The sequence below is a fragment of the Actinoplanes cyaneus genome, from assembly GCF_016862095.1.
In the GTDB taxonomy this organism is placed as follows: domain Bacteria; phylum Actinomycetota; class Actinomycetes; order Mycobacteriales; family Micromonosporaceae; genus Actinoplanes; species Actinoplanes cyaneus.
Window position 1 is genome coordinate 62,785 of sequence record NZ_BOMH01000022.1, and the last position, 18,190, is coordinate 80,974.

Annotated in this window: 13 protein-coding genes and 1 tRNA gene; 11 read left to right on the forward strand and 3 right to left on the reverse strand. The window is 72.7% G+C overall.

The window, feature by feature from the left end; genetic code table 11:
• Nucleotides 1-31: 31 nt before the first annotated feature.
• The gene (locus Acy02nite_RS15580; protein ID WP_203741211.1) at nucleotides 32-2,545 is read right to left on the reverse strand and encodes a hypothetical protein; all 2,514 of its coding nucleotides are present in this window, start codon (nucleotides 2,543-2,545) and stop codon (nucleotides 32-34) included.
• 279 nt (nucleotides 2,546-2,824) lie between these two features.
• On the opposite strand from Acy02nite_RS15580, the gene Acy02nite_RS15585 reads away from it, so the two are divergent.
• Together Acy02nite_RS15585 and Acy02nite_RS15590 are read left to right on the forward strand one after the other, a co-directional pair.
• The gene (locus tag Acy02nite_RS15585) at nucleotides 2,825-3,175 is read left to right on the forward strand and encodes a hypothetical protein (protein ID WP_203741212.1); all 351 of its coding nucleotides are present in this window, start codon (nucleotides 2,825-2,827) and stop codon (nucleotides 3,173-3,175) included.
• Nucleotides 3,176-3,213: 38 nt separating this feature from the next.
• Nucleotides 3,214-3,516 (forward strand): hypothetical protein, encoded by a 303-nt coding sequence (locus Acy02nite_RS15590; RefSeq protein ID WP_203741213.1) that lies wholly within the window; start codon nucleotides 3,214-3,216, stop codon nucleotides 3,514-3,516.
• 87 nt (nucleotides 3,517-3,603) lie between these two features.
• Here the strand turns inward: Acy02nite_RS15590 and eccCa are convergent, their stop codons facing one another.
• Nucleotides 3,604-7,551: a type VII secretion protein EccCa gene (eccCa, locus tag Acy02nite_RS15595; protein WP_203741214.1), complete on the reverse strand. Its 3,948-nt coding sequence runs from the start codon at nucleotides 7,549-7,551 to the stop codon at nucleotides 3,604-3,606.
• Nucleotides 7,552-7,702: 151 nt separating this feature from the next.
• Here eccCa and eccD point away from each other — a divergent pair, with 151 nt between their 5' ends.
• The 5 genes from eccD (at nucleotide 7,703) to Acy02nite_RS15620 (ending at nucleotide 13,073) form a co-directional block, all read left to right on the forward strand.
• Nucleotides 7,703-9,037 (forward strand): type VII secretion integral membrane protein EccD, encoded by a 1,335-nt coding sequence (gene eccD / locus Acy02nite_RS15600; RefSeq protein ID WP_203741215.1) that lies wholly within the window; start codon nucleotides 7,703-7,705, stop codon nucleotides 9,035-9,037.
• A 19-nt stretch (nucleotides 9,038-9,056) separates the two neighbouring features.
• On the forward strand, nucleotides 9,057-10,367 hold the full coding sequence (locus Acy02nite_RS15605) for a MinD/ParA family ATP-binding protein (RefSeq protein ID WP_203741217.1): 1,311 nt from the start codon (nucleotides 9,057-9,059) through the stop codon (nucleotides 10,365-10,367).
• The gene (locus tag Acy02nite_RS15610) at nucleotides 10,364-10,717 is read left to right on the forward strand and encodes a hypothetical protein (RefSeq protein ID WP_203741219.1); all 354 of its coding nucleotides are present in this window, start codon (nucleotides 10,364-10,366) and stop codon (nucleotides 10,715-10,717) included. Before Acy02nite_RS15605 ends, Acy02nite_RS15610 begins: the two co-directional genes overlap by 4 nt.
• 42 nt (nucleotides 10,718-10,759) lie before the next feature.
• Nucleotides 10,760-10,886: transfer RNA gene (locus tag Acy02nite_RS15615), tRNA-OTHER, on the forward strand.
• A gap of 27 nt (nucleotides 10,887-10,913) precedes the next feature.
• Nucleotides 10,914-13,073: a TerD family protein gene (locus Acy02nite_RS15620; RefSeq protein WP_203741221.1), complete on the forward strand. Its 2,160-nt coding sequence runs from the start codon at nucleotides 10,914-10,916 to the stop codon at nucleotides 13,071-13,073.
• Nucleotides 13,074-13,224: 151 nt separating this feature from the next.
• Here the strand turns inward: Acy02nite_RS15620 and Acy02nite_RS15625 are convergent, their stop codons facing one another.
• Nucleotides 13,225-14,289: a M12 family metallopeptidase gene (locus Acy02nite_RS15625; protein ID WP_203741223.1), complete on the reverse strand. Its 1,065-nt coding sequence runs from the start codon at nucleotides 14,287-14,289 to the stop codon at nucleotides 13,225-13,227.
• A gap of 171 nt (nucleotides 14,290-14,460) precedes the next feature.
• Between Acy02nite_RS15625 and Acy02nite_RS15630 the strand changes: the two genes are divergently transcribed.
• The 4 genes from Acy02nite_RS15630 (at nucleotide 14,461) to paaK (ending at nucleotide 18,000) form a co-directional block, all read left to right on the forward strand.
• Nucleotides 14,461-14,844 carry a YciI family protein gene (locus Acy02nite_RS15630; protein ID WP_239174860.1) on the forward strand — a complete coding sequence of 128 codons (384 nt, stop codon included), beginning with the start codon at nucleotides 14,461-14,463 and terminating at the stop codon, nucleotides 14,842-14,844.
• A complete protein-coding gene (locus Acy02nite_RS15635; protein ID WP_425548166.1) occupies nucleotides 14,841-16,082 on the forward strand; it encodes an RNA polymerase sigma factor in 1,242 nt (413 codons plus the stop codon). Before Acy02nite_RS15630 ends, Acy02nite_RS15635 begins: the two co-directional genes overlap by 4 nt.
• A 103-nt stretch (nucleotides 16,083-16,185) precedes the next feature.
• The gene (locus Acy02nite_RS15640) at nucleotides 16,186-16,623 is read left to right on the forward strand and encodes a hypothetical protein (protein ID WP_239174862.1); all 438 of its coding nucleotides are present in this window, start codon (nucleotides 16,186-16,188) and stop codon (nucleotides 16,621-16,623) included.
• Nucleotides 16,624-16,728: 105 nt separating this feature from the next.
• On the forward strand, nucleotides 16,729-18,000 hold the full coding sequence (gene paaK / locus Acy02nite_RS15645) for a phenylacetate--CoA ligase PaaK (RefSeq protein WP_203741230.1): 1,272 nt from the start codon (nucleotides 16,729-16,731) through the stop codon (nucleotides 17,998-18,000).
• Nucleotides 18,001-18,190 lie beyond the last annotated feature (190 nt).

The window sequence follows — 18,190 nt, forward strand, 5'->3', positions numbered from 1 at the left end:
CGTTCTGCTGGGCGCCCTGCGTGGGACGGCACTAGTTCCCACCCTTCGGGGCGTCACTGCCGCCATTCGCGATCTTGCTCGCCCAGTCGTAGCCGGCCTGGTAGGAGTTCCCGGCGTTCTTGGCGGCGTTGCCGACAGTGCTCTGGCCGTACTCGGCCTTGTAGCGGTTCCAGGCCTGCTGGTCCCGTTCGGACCACTCGTCGATCGGTTTCGGCTCACCGTTCACGAGCAGGACCGCCGGCAGGTTCTCGAGCTTGCCGCTCTTGTAGAGCGACAGTTCGGCGATGTCGACAGCGTCGTGACGGCCCGCGCCGAGCGTCACGCCGTTCTCGAAGGCGGTCCGGCCGCCGTTGTCCTGCTTCGCCTCGTCCTCGGCGTCGGAGACCAGATCGCCGGCTTTCTCGCCGATGAAGTCGCCGACGAAGGGCACCGGGATCTTCTCGGTCGCCTTGCCGACCAGCTCGTCGACCACCTTGCCGATGATCGCGTACCGCTTCTCGACCCCTTCGTTGAACTTGGCGTCCTGCTCGGCGCTGGTCACGTTGTGGGCCGAGGTGGCGCCGACGTCGAGAGCGCCCACCACGCTGCCGTAGTTCTGCGAGACGACCTCCATCCCGCGCAGGTACCCGTCGATGCCGTCCCCCGGGGTGCGGTTGCCGGAGAGGATCTCGTGGTACTCGTGCGCCGCGTACACGGCCTCGGCACCGGTGATGTCGGCACGCGCGCCCTCGTCCTTGCCGAGGTCGGCCAGGAAACGCACCACGTATTCCTGCTTCTCGACGCTGAAGTGCGTCGACTCGTCGACGGGGTGCCCGTCGCTGATGTTGAGGTTGACATCCGTGATGTACGCCGCGGTGATCTTGCCCAGCGAGTCGCGGAGATCCGGGTTGATCAGGTCGGTGGCCGCGAAGTCGGCGGCCTTGCCGCCCGTCCCGGGGTCCTCGCCGTTGGCATAGCCCTGCGCCTGCTCGTCCACATTGACCTCGTGGATGATCGAGGCGACGATGCGCCGGGACTCCGGGGTGGACTCGTGGACCGTGGCCTCCTCGAGGGCGGTGCCGAACTTGTCGAGGGCGGTGTTCTTGTAGTCGTCCTTGTGCTCCAGCAGCTCCCGCTGCCAGCCGGGCCCGCCGGGAGTGTCGGCGGTGGCGTCCCAGTTCCGGTCGGTGAGCAGGTAGTCGAGCCGGGGCAGGCGGCCGTCCTTGGGGCCGTCGGTGGTGTAGGTGCTGAGGTCGGTCAACAGGTCGCGGGTGCCCTCGCCGTTGCGGGCCAGTTGGTCCATCAGCGCGTTCACCGGGTCGTAGCCGGCCGGGACGGTGTTGTCCTCGTAACCCTGGGTCCAGTCCAGGCGCAGGTTCTCGCCGCGGGCCTCGGTCCACAGCGCGCTGTTCTTGCCCTGCGACATCTCGAAGTCGACGATGTCCCCGCCGACGAGGGCCAGGAACCGGGCGTCGTAGTCGCCGTTGCGCAGCAGCGGGCCGAGCAGTTGGTAGCCGTAGACGCCCTCGGCGTAGCGCGCGACGCTGCCGGGATCGCCGATGGTCATCTTCTGGCGCCCGGCGATCATCAGGTCGGTGGTCCACTGGCTGGACAGCTCGTACTTGCCGGGGTAGTAGTTCTCGCCGCGCGGACCGCTCCTGGTCCCGGTCGTCTTCGTCGCGGTGGCCAGCGCCACGCCGAGGCCGATCTGCAGATCGCGGACCAGGTCGGCGGTGCCGGCGTCGAACACGACCCCGTCGGAGACGTCCTTGCCCGGGTTGTCCAGCTGGTAGGTGGCCAGCGTCCCGTTGAGCTCCAGCAGGCCCTTGGGTCCGAGGTCGTCGAGGAAGTTGTAGGCGAAGACCTTGTCCTTGCCGTAATCCCGCACCAGGTTGCGCAGCTCCTCGAGCTCCGCGGCGGTGGGCACGTACGTCGGATCCTTGATCTTCTTCGCCAGCTCGTCGGCGCGTCCGGCGGCCGCCTCCATGTTCACGGTGTGCCAGTACGCCGGGAACACCGTGAACACCCCGGGGGTGACGGGCAGCGCGCCGGCGTCGCGGGCGGCCTTCAGGTTCACCTCGGTCGGCCCGTCCCGGAGCATGCCGGCGGCGGTGCTCGACCCCTCGACGATGTCGGTGTTGTACGCGACCCACCACTGCCGGCGCGCGTCGGCCATGGCCTCGGAACGGGCGTCGGCGACCTGCTGGCTGGTGGGGGCCGTCCCGGCCGGGCCCGTTGCGCCGAAATCGTCCTTGGCGGCGCCGTCCAGGGCGCCGGCGATCCGGTCGACCGCCGCGTTGAAGGCCGTGACCCGGCCCTCCCAGTACCGCAGCGGCGCGGCCACCCACGCGAGCGCGGACGAGGTCTCCTGCGCCGCCCGCCGCACCGGCTCCGGCGCCGCCTTCAGCTCCTCGGCGCACATGCCGTCCCAGTCCGCCTCGGCCGGCTGGAACGCCTTGTCGGTGACCGTCCTGAGATCCAGCGCCTTACCGGCCAGCCGCTCGAAGTCGGCGGCCCGGGCCTCGATCTCCCCGGTGTTCGCCGAGTGCTTGTCGAACGGGGCCATCCCCGCCCCGCCTCCCTCGCCAGGTCTCACGGCGGCCTCCCCGAATAGGTGATCAACATTGACGGAATCCGATGGTCGAACCCGTCCAACCATAGTGAACACCGGTCATCGCGATCGGGTTCACGGCCGTTCGAGCATTCTCCGAAAACCTTGCTCAAGAATGCTTCCGGAGTCCCTCGAAGGTGGCGGACCGGCGGTACGGTCGGCTCAGTTCGCAAGCGCAGAAAGCGCACCGCCTTGATCAACGAGGCTGCCTCCGAAGAGGAAAGGAACGCTCAAGTGGGAGACTTCGTCAACCTCAACGACGTCGGCACCTTGACCCGGTCGGCCCAGGGCTATGAGGGCGTGGCCGACGACAAGGCGAGCGAGTCGCGGTCGTTCACCGGCAAGATGGATGCCTCGCAGCGAGGCCTCATCGGCAGTGCCGGCTCCACCTTCACCAACGTGGCGGGCACGCACAGCGGCAATCTCACCCAGCTGGCCAACCGGATCGCCGAGCAGGCCGTCCGCGCGTCCCGCGGCGAGAAGACGCTCGTCTCCGCCGACGACGACGCCAACACGGCGCAGTCGGGAACCCAGAGCACCGTCGAGGGCAACGTGTCGGCGGTCAGCCGGCCCATCAACGTCTGACCCTGTGCCGCATTTCCCCGGAAAGGAAACCTGAAGCGATGGCCAGCAACCAGCTCCGCGCCGAATTCGGCACTATTGATCAACTCTCCGCCGATCAGAGTACGCACGCCGCGAACATCGAGAGTTACCGCGAAACGCTCAAGCAACACGTTTCCATCGCCATCTCGAATTTCGACGGCGGCCTCGGCAGCGAGGAACACGACGCCGTGATGAAGATCGCCGATCGGCTGATCGACGAGCACATCCAGGCGACCCAGCAGTTCCAGGGCTCGACGAACCAGGTCGGCGACACGTTCCGGCAGGGCGGTCAGATGGCCCGCACCATCCTCGCCTCCGGGTGAGGCCCGGATGAGCTGATCGGACGGCCGTTCCGCACCGGCGGGGCGGCCGTCCGCGCGTCCGCCGTCCGCGCGTCCGCCGTCCGCGGGTCAGTCGGGCGGCGTCGCCATGGCCACCTGGATCTGCTGGAAGCCGCCGCCCCGGGTGGCGTACAGGGCCCGGCCCGCCGGCAGCCGCTGCGAGGCCACGCCGTTGATCAGCCGGCCCTCCATGCGGTCGCCGGAGAACAGGAATCCCGGGGTGGAGACGTCGTTGAGCCGCTGGATCAGCGGGTCCAGCATCGCGCGGGACATGCCGCCGGTGCGCCGGGCCAGGACCAGGTGCAGGCCGACGTCGCGGGACTGGGCGATCAGGTCGACCAGGGGCAGCAGCGGGTTCCCCGAGGAGTTGGCGACCAGGTCGTAGTCGTCGACCACGACCAGCACCTCCAGGCCGTTCCACCAGTTGCGCTGCCGCAGCTGCTCGGCGGTGACCTCCGGCCCGGGCAGCCGCTTGGTCACCGAGGCCGCCACCTCCTGCGCCACCGCCAGGGTCTGCTGCGGGGTGCCGCAGTACGCCAGCTGGTACTCCTGCGGCACCGCGCCGAGCAGGCCGCGCCGGTAGTCGACGACCACCACCCCGAGCCGTTCCGGCGGGTAGAGCTGCCGGAACCCGTCGGCGATGACGCGCAGCAGGTTGGACTTGCCGCTCTCCCCGTCGCCGTAGACGAGCAGGTGCGGGTCGCCGCGGGTCAGGTCCACCGCCGCCGGCTGCAACTGCCGCTCGGAGATACCCACCGGGACCAGGCCGCGGGCGGGGTCCACCGGCGGGAGGTCGCGCTGGAGCACGCGGGCGGGCAGCACCTGCACCGGGGAGACGGCGCCGCGCGGCCAGCGTTGCCGGGCCAGTGCCACCAGGTCGCGCTGGGCGGCGCCGAGCTCGGTGGTCGCGGCGACGCCGTCCACCCGGGGCAGCGCGACCTGGAACTGCAGGCTGCCCTCGATCAGGCCGCGGCCGGGGATCGCCTTGTCGAGCCGTTCCTGGGCCTTGCGGTCGAAGGCGCTGTCGAACGGGTCGTTGAGCCGCAGTTCGAGCCGGCCCCCGAAGGCGGCCTGCATCCGCATCCGGACCTGCATGGTCTGCCCGATCGAGAGCAGCACGTGGACCCCGTAGTTCGGGCCGCGCGCGGCGATCTCGCCCACCTGGGCCTCCAGCAGGTCGAAATCCTCCCGGAAGCTGCCCCAGCCGTCGACGACGAGCAGGATCGTCCCGGGCACCGCGGCGTCGACCCGGCCGGCCGTCCGCGCCTCCCGCAACGCGCCCGGCGAGTCGAACCCGTGCTCCCGGAACAGCTCCTCGCGCGACTCGACCGCGCCGGCGACCTCCAGGACCGTCCGGGTGATCCGCTCCGGGTCGGACCGGGTGGCCACGCCGGCGACGTGCGGCAGGCCGGCGAGCGGGCCGAGGCTGCCACCGCCGTAGTCGATGACGTAGAACGCCACGTCGCCCGGCGCGTACCGCAGGGCCATCGAGGAGACCAGCGTGCGCAGCAGGGTGCTCTTGCCGCTCTGGACCGCGCCCACCACCAGCAGGTTCGCGCCGCCGCCGGTGAAGTCCCACTCCAGGGGGAACTGCCGCTGGGCGGCGGGATCGTCGACCAGGCCGAGCAGCGCCGAGACGGTGCCGGCCGGGGCCAGCTCGGCGGGTTCCTGGATCTGGTCCAAGGGCAGCGCCGCGGGCAGCGGCGGCAGCCAGACCGGCCTGGTCGGCGGCGCCTCGGCCAGGCACAGCCGCCGCACCACCATGTCGAGCACACTGCGCCGGCCGGCCGGGACGGGCCGCGAACCGTCCGGACCGGGCACCGGCACGGCCTCGGCGCCGGCCGCCAGCCACCGGCCGAGGCCGTTGACCGCCAGGTACGGCACGACCGGCACGACGGCGTCCGGCACGTCCTGCGGCGCGGTGTAGGTGTCCGAGACCATGGCCGCCTTGAACCGCTCGAAGACCGTGGTGTCGACCTTGAGGTACCCGACACCCGGTTCCGGCATCAGGTGGTAGGCGTCGGGCACCCCGATCGCCTCCCGGCTCTCCGCCTCGGAGAAGGTGCGCAGGCTGATCCGGTACGACAGGTGGGACTCCAGCCCGCGGATCTTGCCGGTCTCCAGCCGCTGGGTGGCCAGCAGCAGGTGCACCCCGATGGACCGGCCGATCCGCCCGATCGCGACGAACAGCTCGGCGAAGTCGGCCTTGGCGGTCAGCAGTTCGCTGAACTCGTCGATGATCACCAGCAGGTGCGGCAGCGGGTCCAGCGGCTCCCCCGCGTCGCGCAGCGCCTGGTAGGCGGTCACGTTCGGCAGGTTGCCGGCGGCCCGCAGGATCTCCTGGCGGCGGCGCATCTCGCCGTAGAGCGCGTCGCGCATCCGGTCGACCAGGGTCAGGTCCTTCTCGATGTTGGTGACCATCCCGGCGATGTGCGGCAGCGCGGCCATCGGCGCGAACGTGGCGCCGCCCTTGAAGTCGACGAGCATCAGCGCCAGCTGCTCCGGCGGGTGCCCGATGACCAGCGAGGTCACCAGCGTGCGCAGCATCTCGGACTTGCCGGAGCCGGTCGCGCCGACGATCAGCCCGTGCGGCCCCATCCCGCCGTGCGCGGACTCCTTCAGGTCCAGCATCACCGCGTGCCCGGAGCCGCCCACCCCGATCGGCACCCGCAGCAGCTCCCGCGGCACCCGGGAGCGCCACGTCACCCGGGGGTCGAGGGCCGCCACGTCCGGCACGCCGAGGATCTCGGGCAGCCCGACCGTGCCGGTGAGCGTGCCCGAGGTCTCCTCGCTGACCAGGCGCAGCGGCGCGCACTGCCGGGCGAGCGCGGCCGGCAGGCCCTCGGCGGGACGGTCCACCACGAACTCGTCGCCGGACCACTCCTGCCGGGCCCGGCCGCCGTCGTCGACGAGGATCCGGGCGTGCACCTCCTCCGGCTCCTCGCGCCGGTGGCCGAGCAGCAGCACCAGGTGGATCCCGAGGTCCGCGAGGGAGACACCGCGCTCCGGCGGCTCGAGCCCCTGCACCCCGTTGAGGTTCTCACCGTCCACGATGATCACGATGTGGTCGCGCTGGGTGGCCCGCCGGCCCCGGCGGCGCTGGTGCTCGTCGAACCGGGCCTCCAGCTCGGCGCCGAGCAGCTCGGCCATCGCGGGCACGGTCGTGGCGATCAGCCGGGCCGGGAGGTCGCCGTCCAGCGCGCTCGGGTGCATGGCGTGCGGCAGCCACTTGAGCCACTCCCATTCCGCGGCATGCGTGGAGGATCGCACCACCGCGATCCGTACGTCCTCGGGGGAATGGAAGGCCAGCAACTGGGCGGTGACCGAGCGGGCCAGGTCGCGCCCGCAGGAGCGGTCGCCGACCACGCTGAGGACGCCGATCTCCCGCAGGTCCACACAGACCGGCTGGTCGTGCAGGTTGCTGTAGCGAGCGCGGAGCGCCCTGGCGGCCTCCAGGCAGACCGGGTCGAACTCGTTGAGCGGCCCCTCGTCGGCGGACATGGTGAGCGTCGTGGCCAGTGGCCGGTCGCCGAGACCGGCCCGGACCACCAGGTAGTCGTCGTCGGCGGCGCGCCGCTCCCAGCGCCGGGCGTGCATCCGGGTGATGTCCAGCAGCCGGGCGGGATCGGGGTGGCGCCACTCGCCGTCGGCCTTCTGCGCGGCCACCGTGGCCCGCAACTGCCGGCGCAGGTCCTCGACGTAGTCCAGGTACCGCTCGCGGGCCTCGCGCAGCATCCGCCGCGGACCGCTGCGCTGGCCGAAGATCATCACGCCGCCCAGCGCGACCGAGGCGACCAGGAAGAGCAGCCCGGCGGCGGCGAACAGCGGCCGGCCCGGATTGGTGATCGCCACCAGCAGCGAGCCCGCGCCGCTGATCACCGGCATGATCACCATCGAGGCGCTGGCGGCCGTGGGCGGCGCGGCCTGCGGTTTCGGCGGATCGGCGATCACGATCTCGGCCGAGGGGACGTCGGAGGGCATCGTCCGGGCCGGACGTTTCACCAGGGTCGTGGTCATGTGCTCCCCGTGTCGGCGTGCCGGGTGATCATAATCGTCGATGCGGCTATGGTGATTGCCGCAGCTCAACGACGATCAAGATCCTTCGCGCGGTGGCAGTAATACCGTAGCGTGACATCGGTACCCCTCTACTTACGGACGGAGCCCGAGCGTGCCAACGGCGTACAGTCGGGTCACCCTGGTGAGCGGCGCCCGGCGGGTCGACCTCGCGTTGCCCACCGTCCTCCCGGTCGCGGACCTGATGCCGCAGCTGCTGCGCCTGTGCGCCCCGGCGGAGGACTCGCTCACCCCGGCGGCGTGGAGCATCGCGCGGGTCGGCGGGCCGGCCATCAACCCGGCGCGCACCCTGGTCGACAGCGGCGTCGTGGACGGCGACGTCCTGGAGCTGCGTTCCACGGCCGCGGCGCCGCGACCGGCCTACGTGGAGGACGTCCGCGACGCGGTCGAGGATTTCGTGGACGCCGCCGGCCACGTGTGGGAGCCGCGCACCACGGAGACGTTCGCGCTGCTGGCCGCCGCGATCGGGCTCGCCGCGCTGACCGCGGTGCCGCAGGCGCGCGCCGCGCAGGACGGCAACGCGCTCGCCGGCGCCTTCCTGCTGGCCGCTCTCTGCGCCGGCGCCGGCCGGTGGGCCGACCAGCGGGGACACCGGATCGCCGCGCCCCTGATGTTCGCCACCGGCACGCTCTGGGGAGCGCTCGCCGGCTGGCTGACCGCCGGGTTCGGCCCGTGGCTGCCGTCCACCGATGTCGCCATCGCCCTGCTCGGCGGCCTGACGGTGGCCTGCCTCGCCCGGGCCGTGAGCCCGCACGCCACCGCCCACCTCGCCTTCTGGCTGCTGCTGGACGTCTCCGGTGTGGTCGTGGCGGCCTGCGGGCTCGCCGGGCAGGATCCCGTCACGGGGGTCCGGCTGCTCGTCGTCCTGGCCGTGCTGACCGTCGGCGTCATGCCCCGGCTGTCGCTGACCGTCGGCGGGCTGGCCGGCGCGGACTTCCGGGTCCGTCACTTCGGTGCGGTCTCGGCCGACGAGATCGGCGAGCGGTTCCGGCAGAGCCGGGACCTGTTCTACGGCGGACTGTTCGCGGCGGCCGTCACCGCGGCCGTGTGCGGTGCGCTGCTGGCCCGCGGCACGACCTGGGACCGCTGGCTCGGCGTCGCCGCCGGGTTCGCGCTGATCCTGCGGTCCCGGGCGTTCTCCCGGGTCCCGTCGATCCTGCCGCTACGGCTGGCCGGGCTGGTGGTGCTGGTCGTGCAGGCCCTGGGGTACGTGCTCGGCACCCCGGCCCTGCGCCCGCACCTGCTGCTGCTCGGCGCCGTCGCGACGATGATCGTGCTGGCGGTCAGCGCCGTGCCGCTGTCCGAGGTGACCGGCGCCCGGGTGAAGCAGTCCCTCAACCGGCTGGAACAGCTCGTCGTGGTCACCATGCTCGTGCTGATGGCCGGGGCGATCGGCGTCTACGACTGGGTGGGCCGGCTCGCCGGCTGACCACGGACCACCCGGGGAGGTGGACGACATACCGGAACTCGACGACGAGCCGTCGCCGGACCACGAGCGCCGGTCCGCGCAGGCAGCGGCCGCGGAACTGGCCGGCATGGGCATCGACCCGGCCGTGCTCGGCCTGGATCCGGTGGCCCCGCCGCCGGTGCCGTTCGCGGGCCGGACAGGGGCGCGCCCGCCGTCCGCCGATCGCCTGCCCGCGCCGCCGCCACAGTTCACCGGCGCCGCGCCGGCGCAGGCGAGGATCGGCAGCGTGCTGAACCGGCCGCTCGGCGGGAGCCAACCGGCCGGGGTGCCCGGCCGGCCAGCTGACTTCCGCCCCGCGTCGGCCCCGCCCGCGGTGACACCGCCGGTCGTGCTCCCGCCGCGGCTGCACCGGGCCGTCCGCGCGGTGACGTTCGGCCTGGTCCAGCCGGGCGCGGCCGCCGCCATGGACCAGGAGCGTGACCTGGTCGCCCGGGTGCGGACCCGCCGCCGGGAGGGCCGGACGGTGGCGTTCATCGCCGGCAAGGGCGGGGTCGGGGCGACCACGACCGCGCTGGGAGCCGCGCTCACCCTGGCCGCCCTGCGCACCGACCTGACCGCCGTGGTGGACGCCCGCCACGGCACGCCCTCGATCGGCCAGCGGCTGGCCGGCCGCGCCGCGCCGACCGTCGCCGACTGCCAGCCGCAGCCCGGGCACGGCGGGTCACCGGCCGGGCCGCTGATGCTCGACGGCAGGCTCGGGGTCGTCGACGGATTGCCGTGGTTCGGGCCGGCGCCCGGCCGCCAGGTCGTGCAGCTGCTCGACCACCTCAAGGAACGGTTCAGCTTCACCCTCGCGGACCTGGGCAACGACATCGACTGGGCCGGGCAGTCGGTGCTGGCCCGCGCCGACCAGACGGTGGTGGTCACCACGCCGTACCCGGACGCGGCGGCCGCTCTGCGGACCACGCTGGGGCGCATCCACCGGCTGGACCCGCAGCGGCTCGACACCATCGTGGTGGCCGTCGTCTGCCTGACCGCCCGGCAGTTCCGGCACACCGCGCGGCGGCTCTACGCCGGCCTGGGGCTCGGCCCCGCCCGGCTGATCCCGGTGCCCTTCGATCCGTACCTGGCCCGCGGTGAGCTGCTGCGCGCCGATCTGCTGCGGCCGGCGACCCGGGAGGCGTACCTGCGGATCGCCGGCGCCGTCGCCGACCCGGGCCAGGCCACGCGCGCCGTCCCGGCGCCTCCGGCAGCGGTCAACGCCCGCGGGGTCGCGTCCGTGCGACGCCACGACCCGCTCCCGCCGCCGCCGGCTCTGCCCCGGCCACCGGGACGCGGCAGGCCCTCGTGAACTCCTGGACCGGCGAGGACGGCACGGCACCGGCCCGGCCGCCCGGTGACCTGCCCCGGCCGCCCGGTGACCTGCCCCGGCCGCACGCCGAGCGGTACCTGCTGGAGGCGGACAGCCTGCGCCGCCGTCAGCTGCGCGCGGCGCTGCTGCACGGGTCACGGCAGAGCTGGCGGGAACGGCGGCGGATCTGGCCGGCGGTCGTCGCGGGCGTGGGCGCGGTCGCCATCGTGGTCGCCGCGATCGCGGTCTACGGCGCCTTCCAGAAGCAGAAGCGCATCAACGACCAGCAGCAACAGCGCAACAACCCACGACCGGCCGTCACCACCCCGGCCTCGCCCGCCGGGCGATAACTCGCTGGCCTCGCCGCGAGCGAGCGTGGAAGGATCCTCTCCGGGCCGTTAGCTCAACTGGCAGAGCATTCGGATGGTCAGTGCGTCCGCTCTCCGCATGAGCGGGCATGGAGGCACTTCCTTCTCCTCATGGATCGAAGGGTTCGGGGTTCGAGTCCCCGGCGGCCCACGTCAAACGCCGAACGGGGGCAACCGCATGCTCGAGAAGATCATCATCCAGACGACGTTGCGGGTGCCGGCAAGCGCCGGTGCCGCCGGTGACGGTTCGGCAGTGGCCCGGCAGCTGGACGCGACGCTGCTCGACGCCGGGTTCTGCGCGTCGCGGGCGTTGCTCGACCACGTCGGCGGGCTCGCGCCGGGCCCGGCGATGGACCTGGCCGCCACGGTGGTCTCCACGGTGCGCGAGCTGGCCGGCGACCACGTGCGGCACAACCCGTACTTCATCGATTTCCCGGCCGGCGTGCCGGACACCGTCGAGTTCTGGGCCGGTCGGCTGCACGCGGCCGTGCTCGTCGGCGGCGGCACGGCGAGCGACGAGCAGATCCGGGACGCGGTCACCTCCGGCACGATCGACCTGCTCGGCCTTCCGGGGTACGGCACCTACCAGCACACGTACGCCGACATGCTCGCCCGCCGTGACGAGCTGATCGCCTCGGCCGGTGACCGGCTGACCGTGCTGCATCTCGGTGACAGCGCCGGGGTGGAGGCGCACCGGCTCTACCTGGCCCTGGCCGGGAGCGCGACGCCGCACGGCGAGGCCGGCCTGGCGATCCTGAGCGAGCTGGCGGCCGCCTGTGCGGACGGCGAGCAGCCGGCCGAGATCCCGGTGCGGGAGAACCGTGCCGTGCTCAACGGCGTCCGCCTGGTGCTCGGCCGCCCCCTGGTGGCCGTGGACACCACGACCGACGTGCTGCGCCTGGCCTGCCAGGTCTCCGGCGGTGACGTGTCCCTCGCGGAGCCGACCCGGTTCCGCTCGTTTCGGCGCCCGGAGCGGCGGATCCTGCTGGCCGCGCTCGACGCGATCGTGGGCGCGAGCCCGGCCAAGCTGGGTGATGTCGGGCGGTACGGCGAGCGGTGGAAGCGGCTCGGCGAGCGGCTGCACCCGCACGAGTTCGGCGGGTGGCCGCACGCGCAGGCGGTGTTCGCGGTCGCGCGCGGTGAGCGCCGGGTCCGCACCGTAGCCGGTCGCGCCGAGGCGGCGTTCCGGGCCGGGGCGATCGGCTCGGCCGCGACGGTGCTGTCGGCCGCGCCGGGTCAGCTGCTGCGCTCGGCGGACAGGTTGCTGCGGCTCGCGCCGGAGTCCGAGCGGTCCGCCGTCGTCACCTCGCTGTCCGGTGCGCTGGGCTCGGCGTCCGGCCGGGTGCTGCTGTCGCTGCGCGAGCACGTCGTCAACCGGCTGACGCCGGCTCCGGCCCGGATGTACGTGAACCGGTCGCGCCGGGCGTGGGTGGCGCGCGACGAACGCCCGCCGCTGCCGTCCGGGCTGGTCGAGGAGGTGTCGGGGCTGCTCGACGCGGCGATCGGCGCGCGGCTGCCCGAGGCGGAACGGCCGCTGCTGGTCGATCCCGCGGTGCTCGGCGTGGCGCTGCCGTTGTCCGGGAAGGCGGCCGAGGGCGGCTTCGCGGTGCTGCCGCGCGGCTCGCGGGCGGCGGTCTCCGGTGACTTCCTGCGCTTCTTCACGTACTGGCGGCAGACGAGCCGGCGCACCGACTTCGACCTGTCGGTGCTGCTGCTCGACGAGTCGTTCCACACCGCCGGCCAGGTGTCGTGGACGAACTACCACCACGACGGGGCGGTGCACTCCGGTGACCTCACCGACGCACCGGAGGGTGCGACGGAGTTCATCGACGTGCCGCTGACGATCACCGGGGCGTACGTGGTTCCGCAGGTCAACATCTACTCCGGCGAGTCGTTCGACGAGGTCGCCGAGTCGATGTTCGGCTACCAGACGCGGACGGCCGGGCAGCGTGGCGCGCCGTTCGACCCGCGGACCGTGCGGGCCCGCTCGGCGATGCGCGGGCCGGGGCGGGTCGCGCTGCCGATCGTCTTCGCCAGGGTCGCGCAGGGGTGGGAGGCCGTGTGGCTGCACCTCTACCTCGGTGGGCGCCCGGCGTTCAACCAAGTGGAGGGCAACGCGTTCAGCACGGCCGACCGGGTGCGGGCGCTGGTCGAGCGGGAGTACCTGACCATGGCGTACCTGATCGACCGCTGGCGTGCCAAGGCGCCGGTGCTCATGTGGGACGGTGCGCTGCCGGAGGAGCCGGTCACGTTCGTCGGTCTCGAGGCACCCGAGGGGTTGCCGGCGGGATCGGAGATCTACACGCTGGACAGGTTGCACGAGTTGATCCCCGCGTGAGCAGCGGGGGCCGGGGCCATGCGGGTGCTTCCTTCTTTTCCGTTCGATTCGGGGACCTCCGCGCGAGCGGAGGACAGGCCGTCCAGCACCCGCGCTCTCCCCGGCTCCCGCACCGGGCGGGCCTCCCGCCTGCCCGGTGCGTGAACCTCGGTCAGCGGGTCTGCAGCGACACCGCGTAGGTGCCGATCGCGTCCGGGTCGCTGTGCCGCACCGACAGCCAGTACTCGCCGGGCAGCAGCGTCCGCACGATCCGCTCGTTGCGGCCGAGCCCCCGGTCGCGGTCGAAGGCCAGCACCGCGCCGCGGTCGCTCGGGCCGTGCAGCAGGAGCACCGTGTCGCTCGGGCCGGTGGTCTCCATGACGTACGTCCCGGGCTCGGTCACCGTGAAGTGGTAGGTGTCGACCTCGCCGCTCAGTGCCAGGTCCGCCTTGATCGCGTCGCCGTTCACCACCAGCTCGCGCAGGCCCGGCCCGCCCCGCGGGTACTGCCGGCCCATGAACTGCCGGTCCATCGGGGACAGCTCGGTGTTCCCGGCGATCGCGAAGGACCCGATCGTCAGGCTGTCCGGGATCGCATACTGCATGATCGACGCCGGGTCGTACGTGGTGTGGTTCGTCGAGTCCTCGCTGTAGAGCTCGAAGATGTTGTGGTCCACGTCCTCCGGGCTCCAGCCCTGCCCGGCGTAGTACGCGTAGACCTTCGGCCGGTCCCACGGGATCACGCCGCCCGCCGCGGGACTCTGATGCTCGTGGATCATGCCGAGCGCGTGACCGAACTCGTGCCGGACCACCCGCTGGTACTCGCGCATGCCGGTGTTCTCGTAGAGCCACCCGAAGTTCATGGTGGCCTGCCTGGCGTCGGTGGTGAGCGCGTCGGTGCCGACCGCCGACCAGGAGAAACCCTCCTCGGCGAAGGAGACCCGGATCTCCGCGTCGCGGTCACGCCCGAACGTCAGGGACAGGTTCGCGACCTGCTCCCACTCCATGGCGATGGCCTCCACCCGGGACTGCACCACGGGGTCGCCGTCCAGGAACCGGACCCGCAGCACGCGGCCGTTGTCCCACAACCGCATGCGCTCCACCGCGGCGGACGCGCCGTGGAAACAGGCGGCGCCGATCCGCACGTTGTCGACGCGCTCCTCGACCGCGACCTGGTCGGACACCGAGCGGGGCACGCGACGTGCGTACGGGGAACAGATCTGAGGCTTCTCATCCACGGCAAGATTCCTTCGATGATCGGGTTTAGACTCCCGGACCGTACGTGACCTGCGGGTTCGCCATCTCGAAATGCGCTTCGCGCCGCTCGCGTCGCCACGGATGTCGAGCTTTCGGGTGACGCCCGCGGTCCGTTGTCGATCCGGGCGGCGGCCCGTTCGTCGGTAGGGTGAATGATCCCGACCGAGGGGAACGACCTCATGGCGAAGTACATGCTGCTGATCTACGGCGACGCCGCGCAGTGGGAGGCGATGACACCGGACGAGCGGGCCGCTCACGACGCGCGGCACGCGGCGTTCCGGGAGGCGGCCGGCCCGCGCGTGGCCGGTGGCGAGGAGCTGGAGTTCGCGCCGAACGCCACCACCCTGCGCGCCGGCGTGACCGGCGAGCCGATCACCACGGACGGCCCGTTCCTGGAGACCAAGGAGGCGCTCGGCGAGTACTACCTGGTCGAGGCCGCCGACCTGGACGAGGTGCTGCGACTGGCCGCGCTGCTGCCCGAGGTGCACGCCTCGCACAGCGCCGTGGAGATCCGGCCCGTGGTGTTCCACGGGTGAACGACGACGTGGTCGCGGCGGTCGCCTCGGCGCACCGCCGCGACTGGGCGCAGGTGCTGGCGACCACCGTGCGGCTCACCCGGAACCTGGACCTCGCCGAGGAGTGCACCCAGGACGCGTACGCGCAGGCCTTGCGGGTCTGGCCGGAGAGCGGCGTGCCGGAGCGGCCCGGGGCGTGGCTGAGCCGGGTCGCCCGCAACCGCGCCCTCGACGTGGTGCGCCGTGAGACCCGGTTGCGCCGGATGCTGCCGCTGCTGGTCGTCGACGCGACCACGGCCGGGCCCGGGGACGATCCGGGCGGCGACGACCGGCTGCGGCTGATCTTCACCTGCTGTCATCCGGCGCTGGGGCGTGAGGCGCAGGTCGCGCTCACGCTGCGGCTGGTCTGCGGGCTGTCCACGGCGGAGGTGGCGCGCGCGTTCCTGATGCGCGAGCCGGCGATGGCGGCCCGGATCACGCGCGCCAAGCGGAAGATCGCGGCGGCGCGGATCCCGTACCGGGTGCCGGCCGCCGACCAGCTCGGCGAGCGGGTCGGCGCGGTGCTGCAGGTGGTACATCTGATCTTCACGACCGGGCACACCGCACCGGCCGGGCCCGCCCTCGTCCGGCGTGACCTCACGGACGGCGCCGTCGACCTGGCCCGGCTGCTGCGCCTGCTGATGCCCGGCGACGCCGACGTCGGCGCGCTGCTGGCGTTGCTGCTGCTCAACGAGGCGCGGGCGGACGGCAGGCGCGGGCCGGACGGGCGGCTGCTGCTGCTCTGCGACCAGGACCGGTCCCGCTGGGACGCCGGGCTGATCGCCGAGGGCTCGGCGCTGCTCACCCAGGCGCTGCGGCGGCGGCCACTGAGCCGGTACGCCGTCGAGGCGGCCATCGCGGCGGTGCACGCCGAGGCGCCGAGCTGGGAGCGGACGGACTGGACCGAGATCGCCGGCCTCTACACCGTGCTGGGCCGGATGTGGCCGGGGTCGCCCGTCGTCGCGCTCAACCGGGCCGTGGCGATCGGGATGCGCGACGGGCCGCAGGCCGGGCTGACGGCGCTGGCGCCGCTGCTCGACGAGCCGGCCCTGGCGACGTACGGGTATCTGAGCGCGGCCCGGGCCGATTTCCTCCGGCGGCTCGGGCGCCGGGCGGAGGCGGAGACGGCGTACGCGGAAGCCTTGGCCCTGACCGGCAACGAGGTGGAGCGGGATTTCCTCGCCCGGCGTCTCGACGACGTCCGTGCCGCCGGCCGCTGAGCCCGCCCTCCGGCAACGCGGCCCGGTCCGGCCGGCTCTCCGCCGTGCCGGTGTCGCGTGGCGTGGCTACGCTCGGGGGATGTTGACGGCCAGGAGAACGAGCATGTGGCGCGGCCGCTACGAGATCGAGTCGGACGGCCGCCCGGTCACCGTCTGGGATCCGTCGTGGTGGCGCAGCGGCGGTGACTTCACGATCGACGGGCACCGGTTCGAGGTGCGGGCCAACGGCTGGGGCACCAAGTACCGGATGTTCGACGACGCCGGCACCGAGATCGCCCTGGTCGAGCGGGCCGGTCGCAAGCACTGGACGGTCCAGGCGGAGGGGCACGTCTACGAGTTCCGTCGCACCTCGTTCTTCGGCAACCGGCAGGAGTTGCTGATCGGCGGTGTCCCGGCCGGCTCGATGCAGCGCACCAGCGCCTGGACCGGGGCGATCGAGGCGGACCTGCCCGGCCTCCCGCTGTCCCTGCAGGTCTTCGTCGTCGGGGTCCAGATCGCGATCTGGCAGGCCCAGCAGTCGTCCGCCGCCTCCAGCACCTGAGGCGGCGCTCCGGTGCCGCGCCGCGCCTCCGGCATTTACCAACCGATCGGTCTGTAATAACGTGACAGGCGGGCAACTGTCACGCGGCGCCGGAGGGAGCATCCGATGCTCGACCCGATCGAGACCGCCTCCCCCGGCGAGCTGCGCGCCCTGCAACTGACCCGGCTGCGCTGGACCCTGCGGCACGCCTACGACAACGTCCCGTTCTACCGCCGGAAGTTCGACGAGGCGGGCGTGCACCCCGGCGACTGCCTCGAGCTCGACGATCTGCGACGCTTCCCGTTCACCACCAAACAGGACCTCCGAGACCATTATCCGTACGGCATGTTCGCCGTCCCCCGCGAGCGCATAGCGCGGATCCACGCGTCGAGCGGCACCACCGGCCGTCCCACCGTCGTCGGTTACACCCAGCGTGACCTGGACACCTGGGCCGCCCTGATGGCCAGGTCGATCCGGGCGGCCGGGGGACGTCCCGGGCATCGCGTGCACGTCGCCTACGGGTACGGCCTGTTCACCGGCGGCCTCGGCGCCCACTACGGCGCGGAGCGGCTGGGCTGCACCGTCATCCCGGTCTCCGGCGGCATGACCGAGCGGCAGGTCCGGCTGATCGTCGACTTCGAGCCGGACGTCATCATGGTCACCCCGTCGTACATGCTGACGATCCTCGACGAGTTCGACCGTCAGGGCGTCGACCCGCGTACCACCAGCCTGAAGGTCGGCATGTTCGGCGCCGAGCCGTGGACCGAGGACATGCGCCGCGAGGTCGAGGCCCGGCTCGACATGGACGCCGTCGACATCTACGGGCTGTCCGAGGTGATGGGTCCCGGTGTCAGCCAGGAGTGCGTGGAGACCAAGGACGGGCTGCACGTCTGGGAGGACCATTTCTACCCGGAGATCATCGATCCGTCGTCCGGGACTCCGCTGCCCGGTGGTGAGCCGGGCGAACTGGTGTTCACGTCGCTGACCAAGGAGGCGATGCCGGTCATCCGGTACCGCACCCGCGACCTGACCCGCCTGCTGCCCGGCACGGCCCGCCCGATGCGCCGGATGGAACGGGTCACCGGCCGCACCGACGACATGATGATCGTGCGCGGCGTCAACGTCTTCCCGACGCAGGTCGAGGAGCTGATCCTGCGGGTGCCCGGGCTGGCGCCCCACTACCAGTGCGTGCTCGACCGCCCGGCGCGCCTCGACGAGTTGACCGTGCGGGTCGAGTCCCGGTCCGCCGGCCCCGTGGACGGCGCCGCCGGCACCCTCGAAGAGCTGATCAAACACAACGTGGGCGTGTCCGTGCGGGTGGAGGTGGTGCCGCCGGCCGCGCTGGAGCGCTCGGTCGGCAAGGCGCGCCGCATCGTCGACAACCGTCCCCGCCCGTAAGTTCAGGAGGCCGCCGCCCGGGCAGGTCAGCGCCGGTGGCCGACTCCGAGTCAACGCCCGTGGCTGACTCCGAGTCGACGCCCGTGGCTGCCTCAGGGTCAGCGCCGGTGGCCGAATCTGCGCCGCTGGCCGGGTCCGGATCAGCGCCGGTGGCCGAATCTGCGCCGCTGGCCGGGTCCGGATCAGCGCC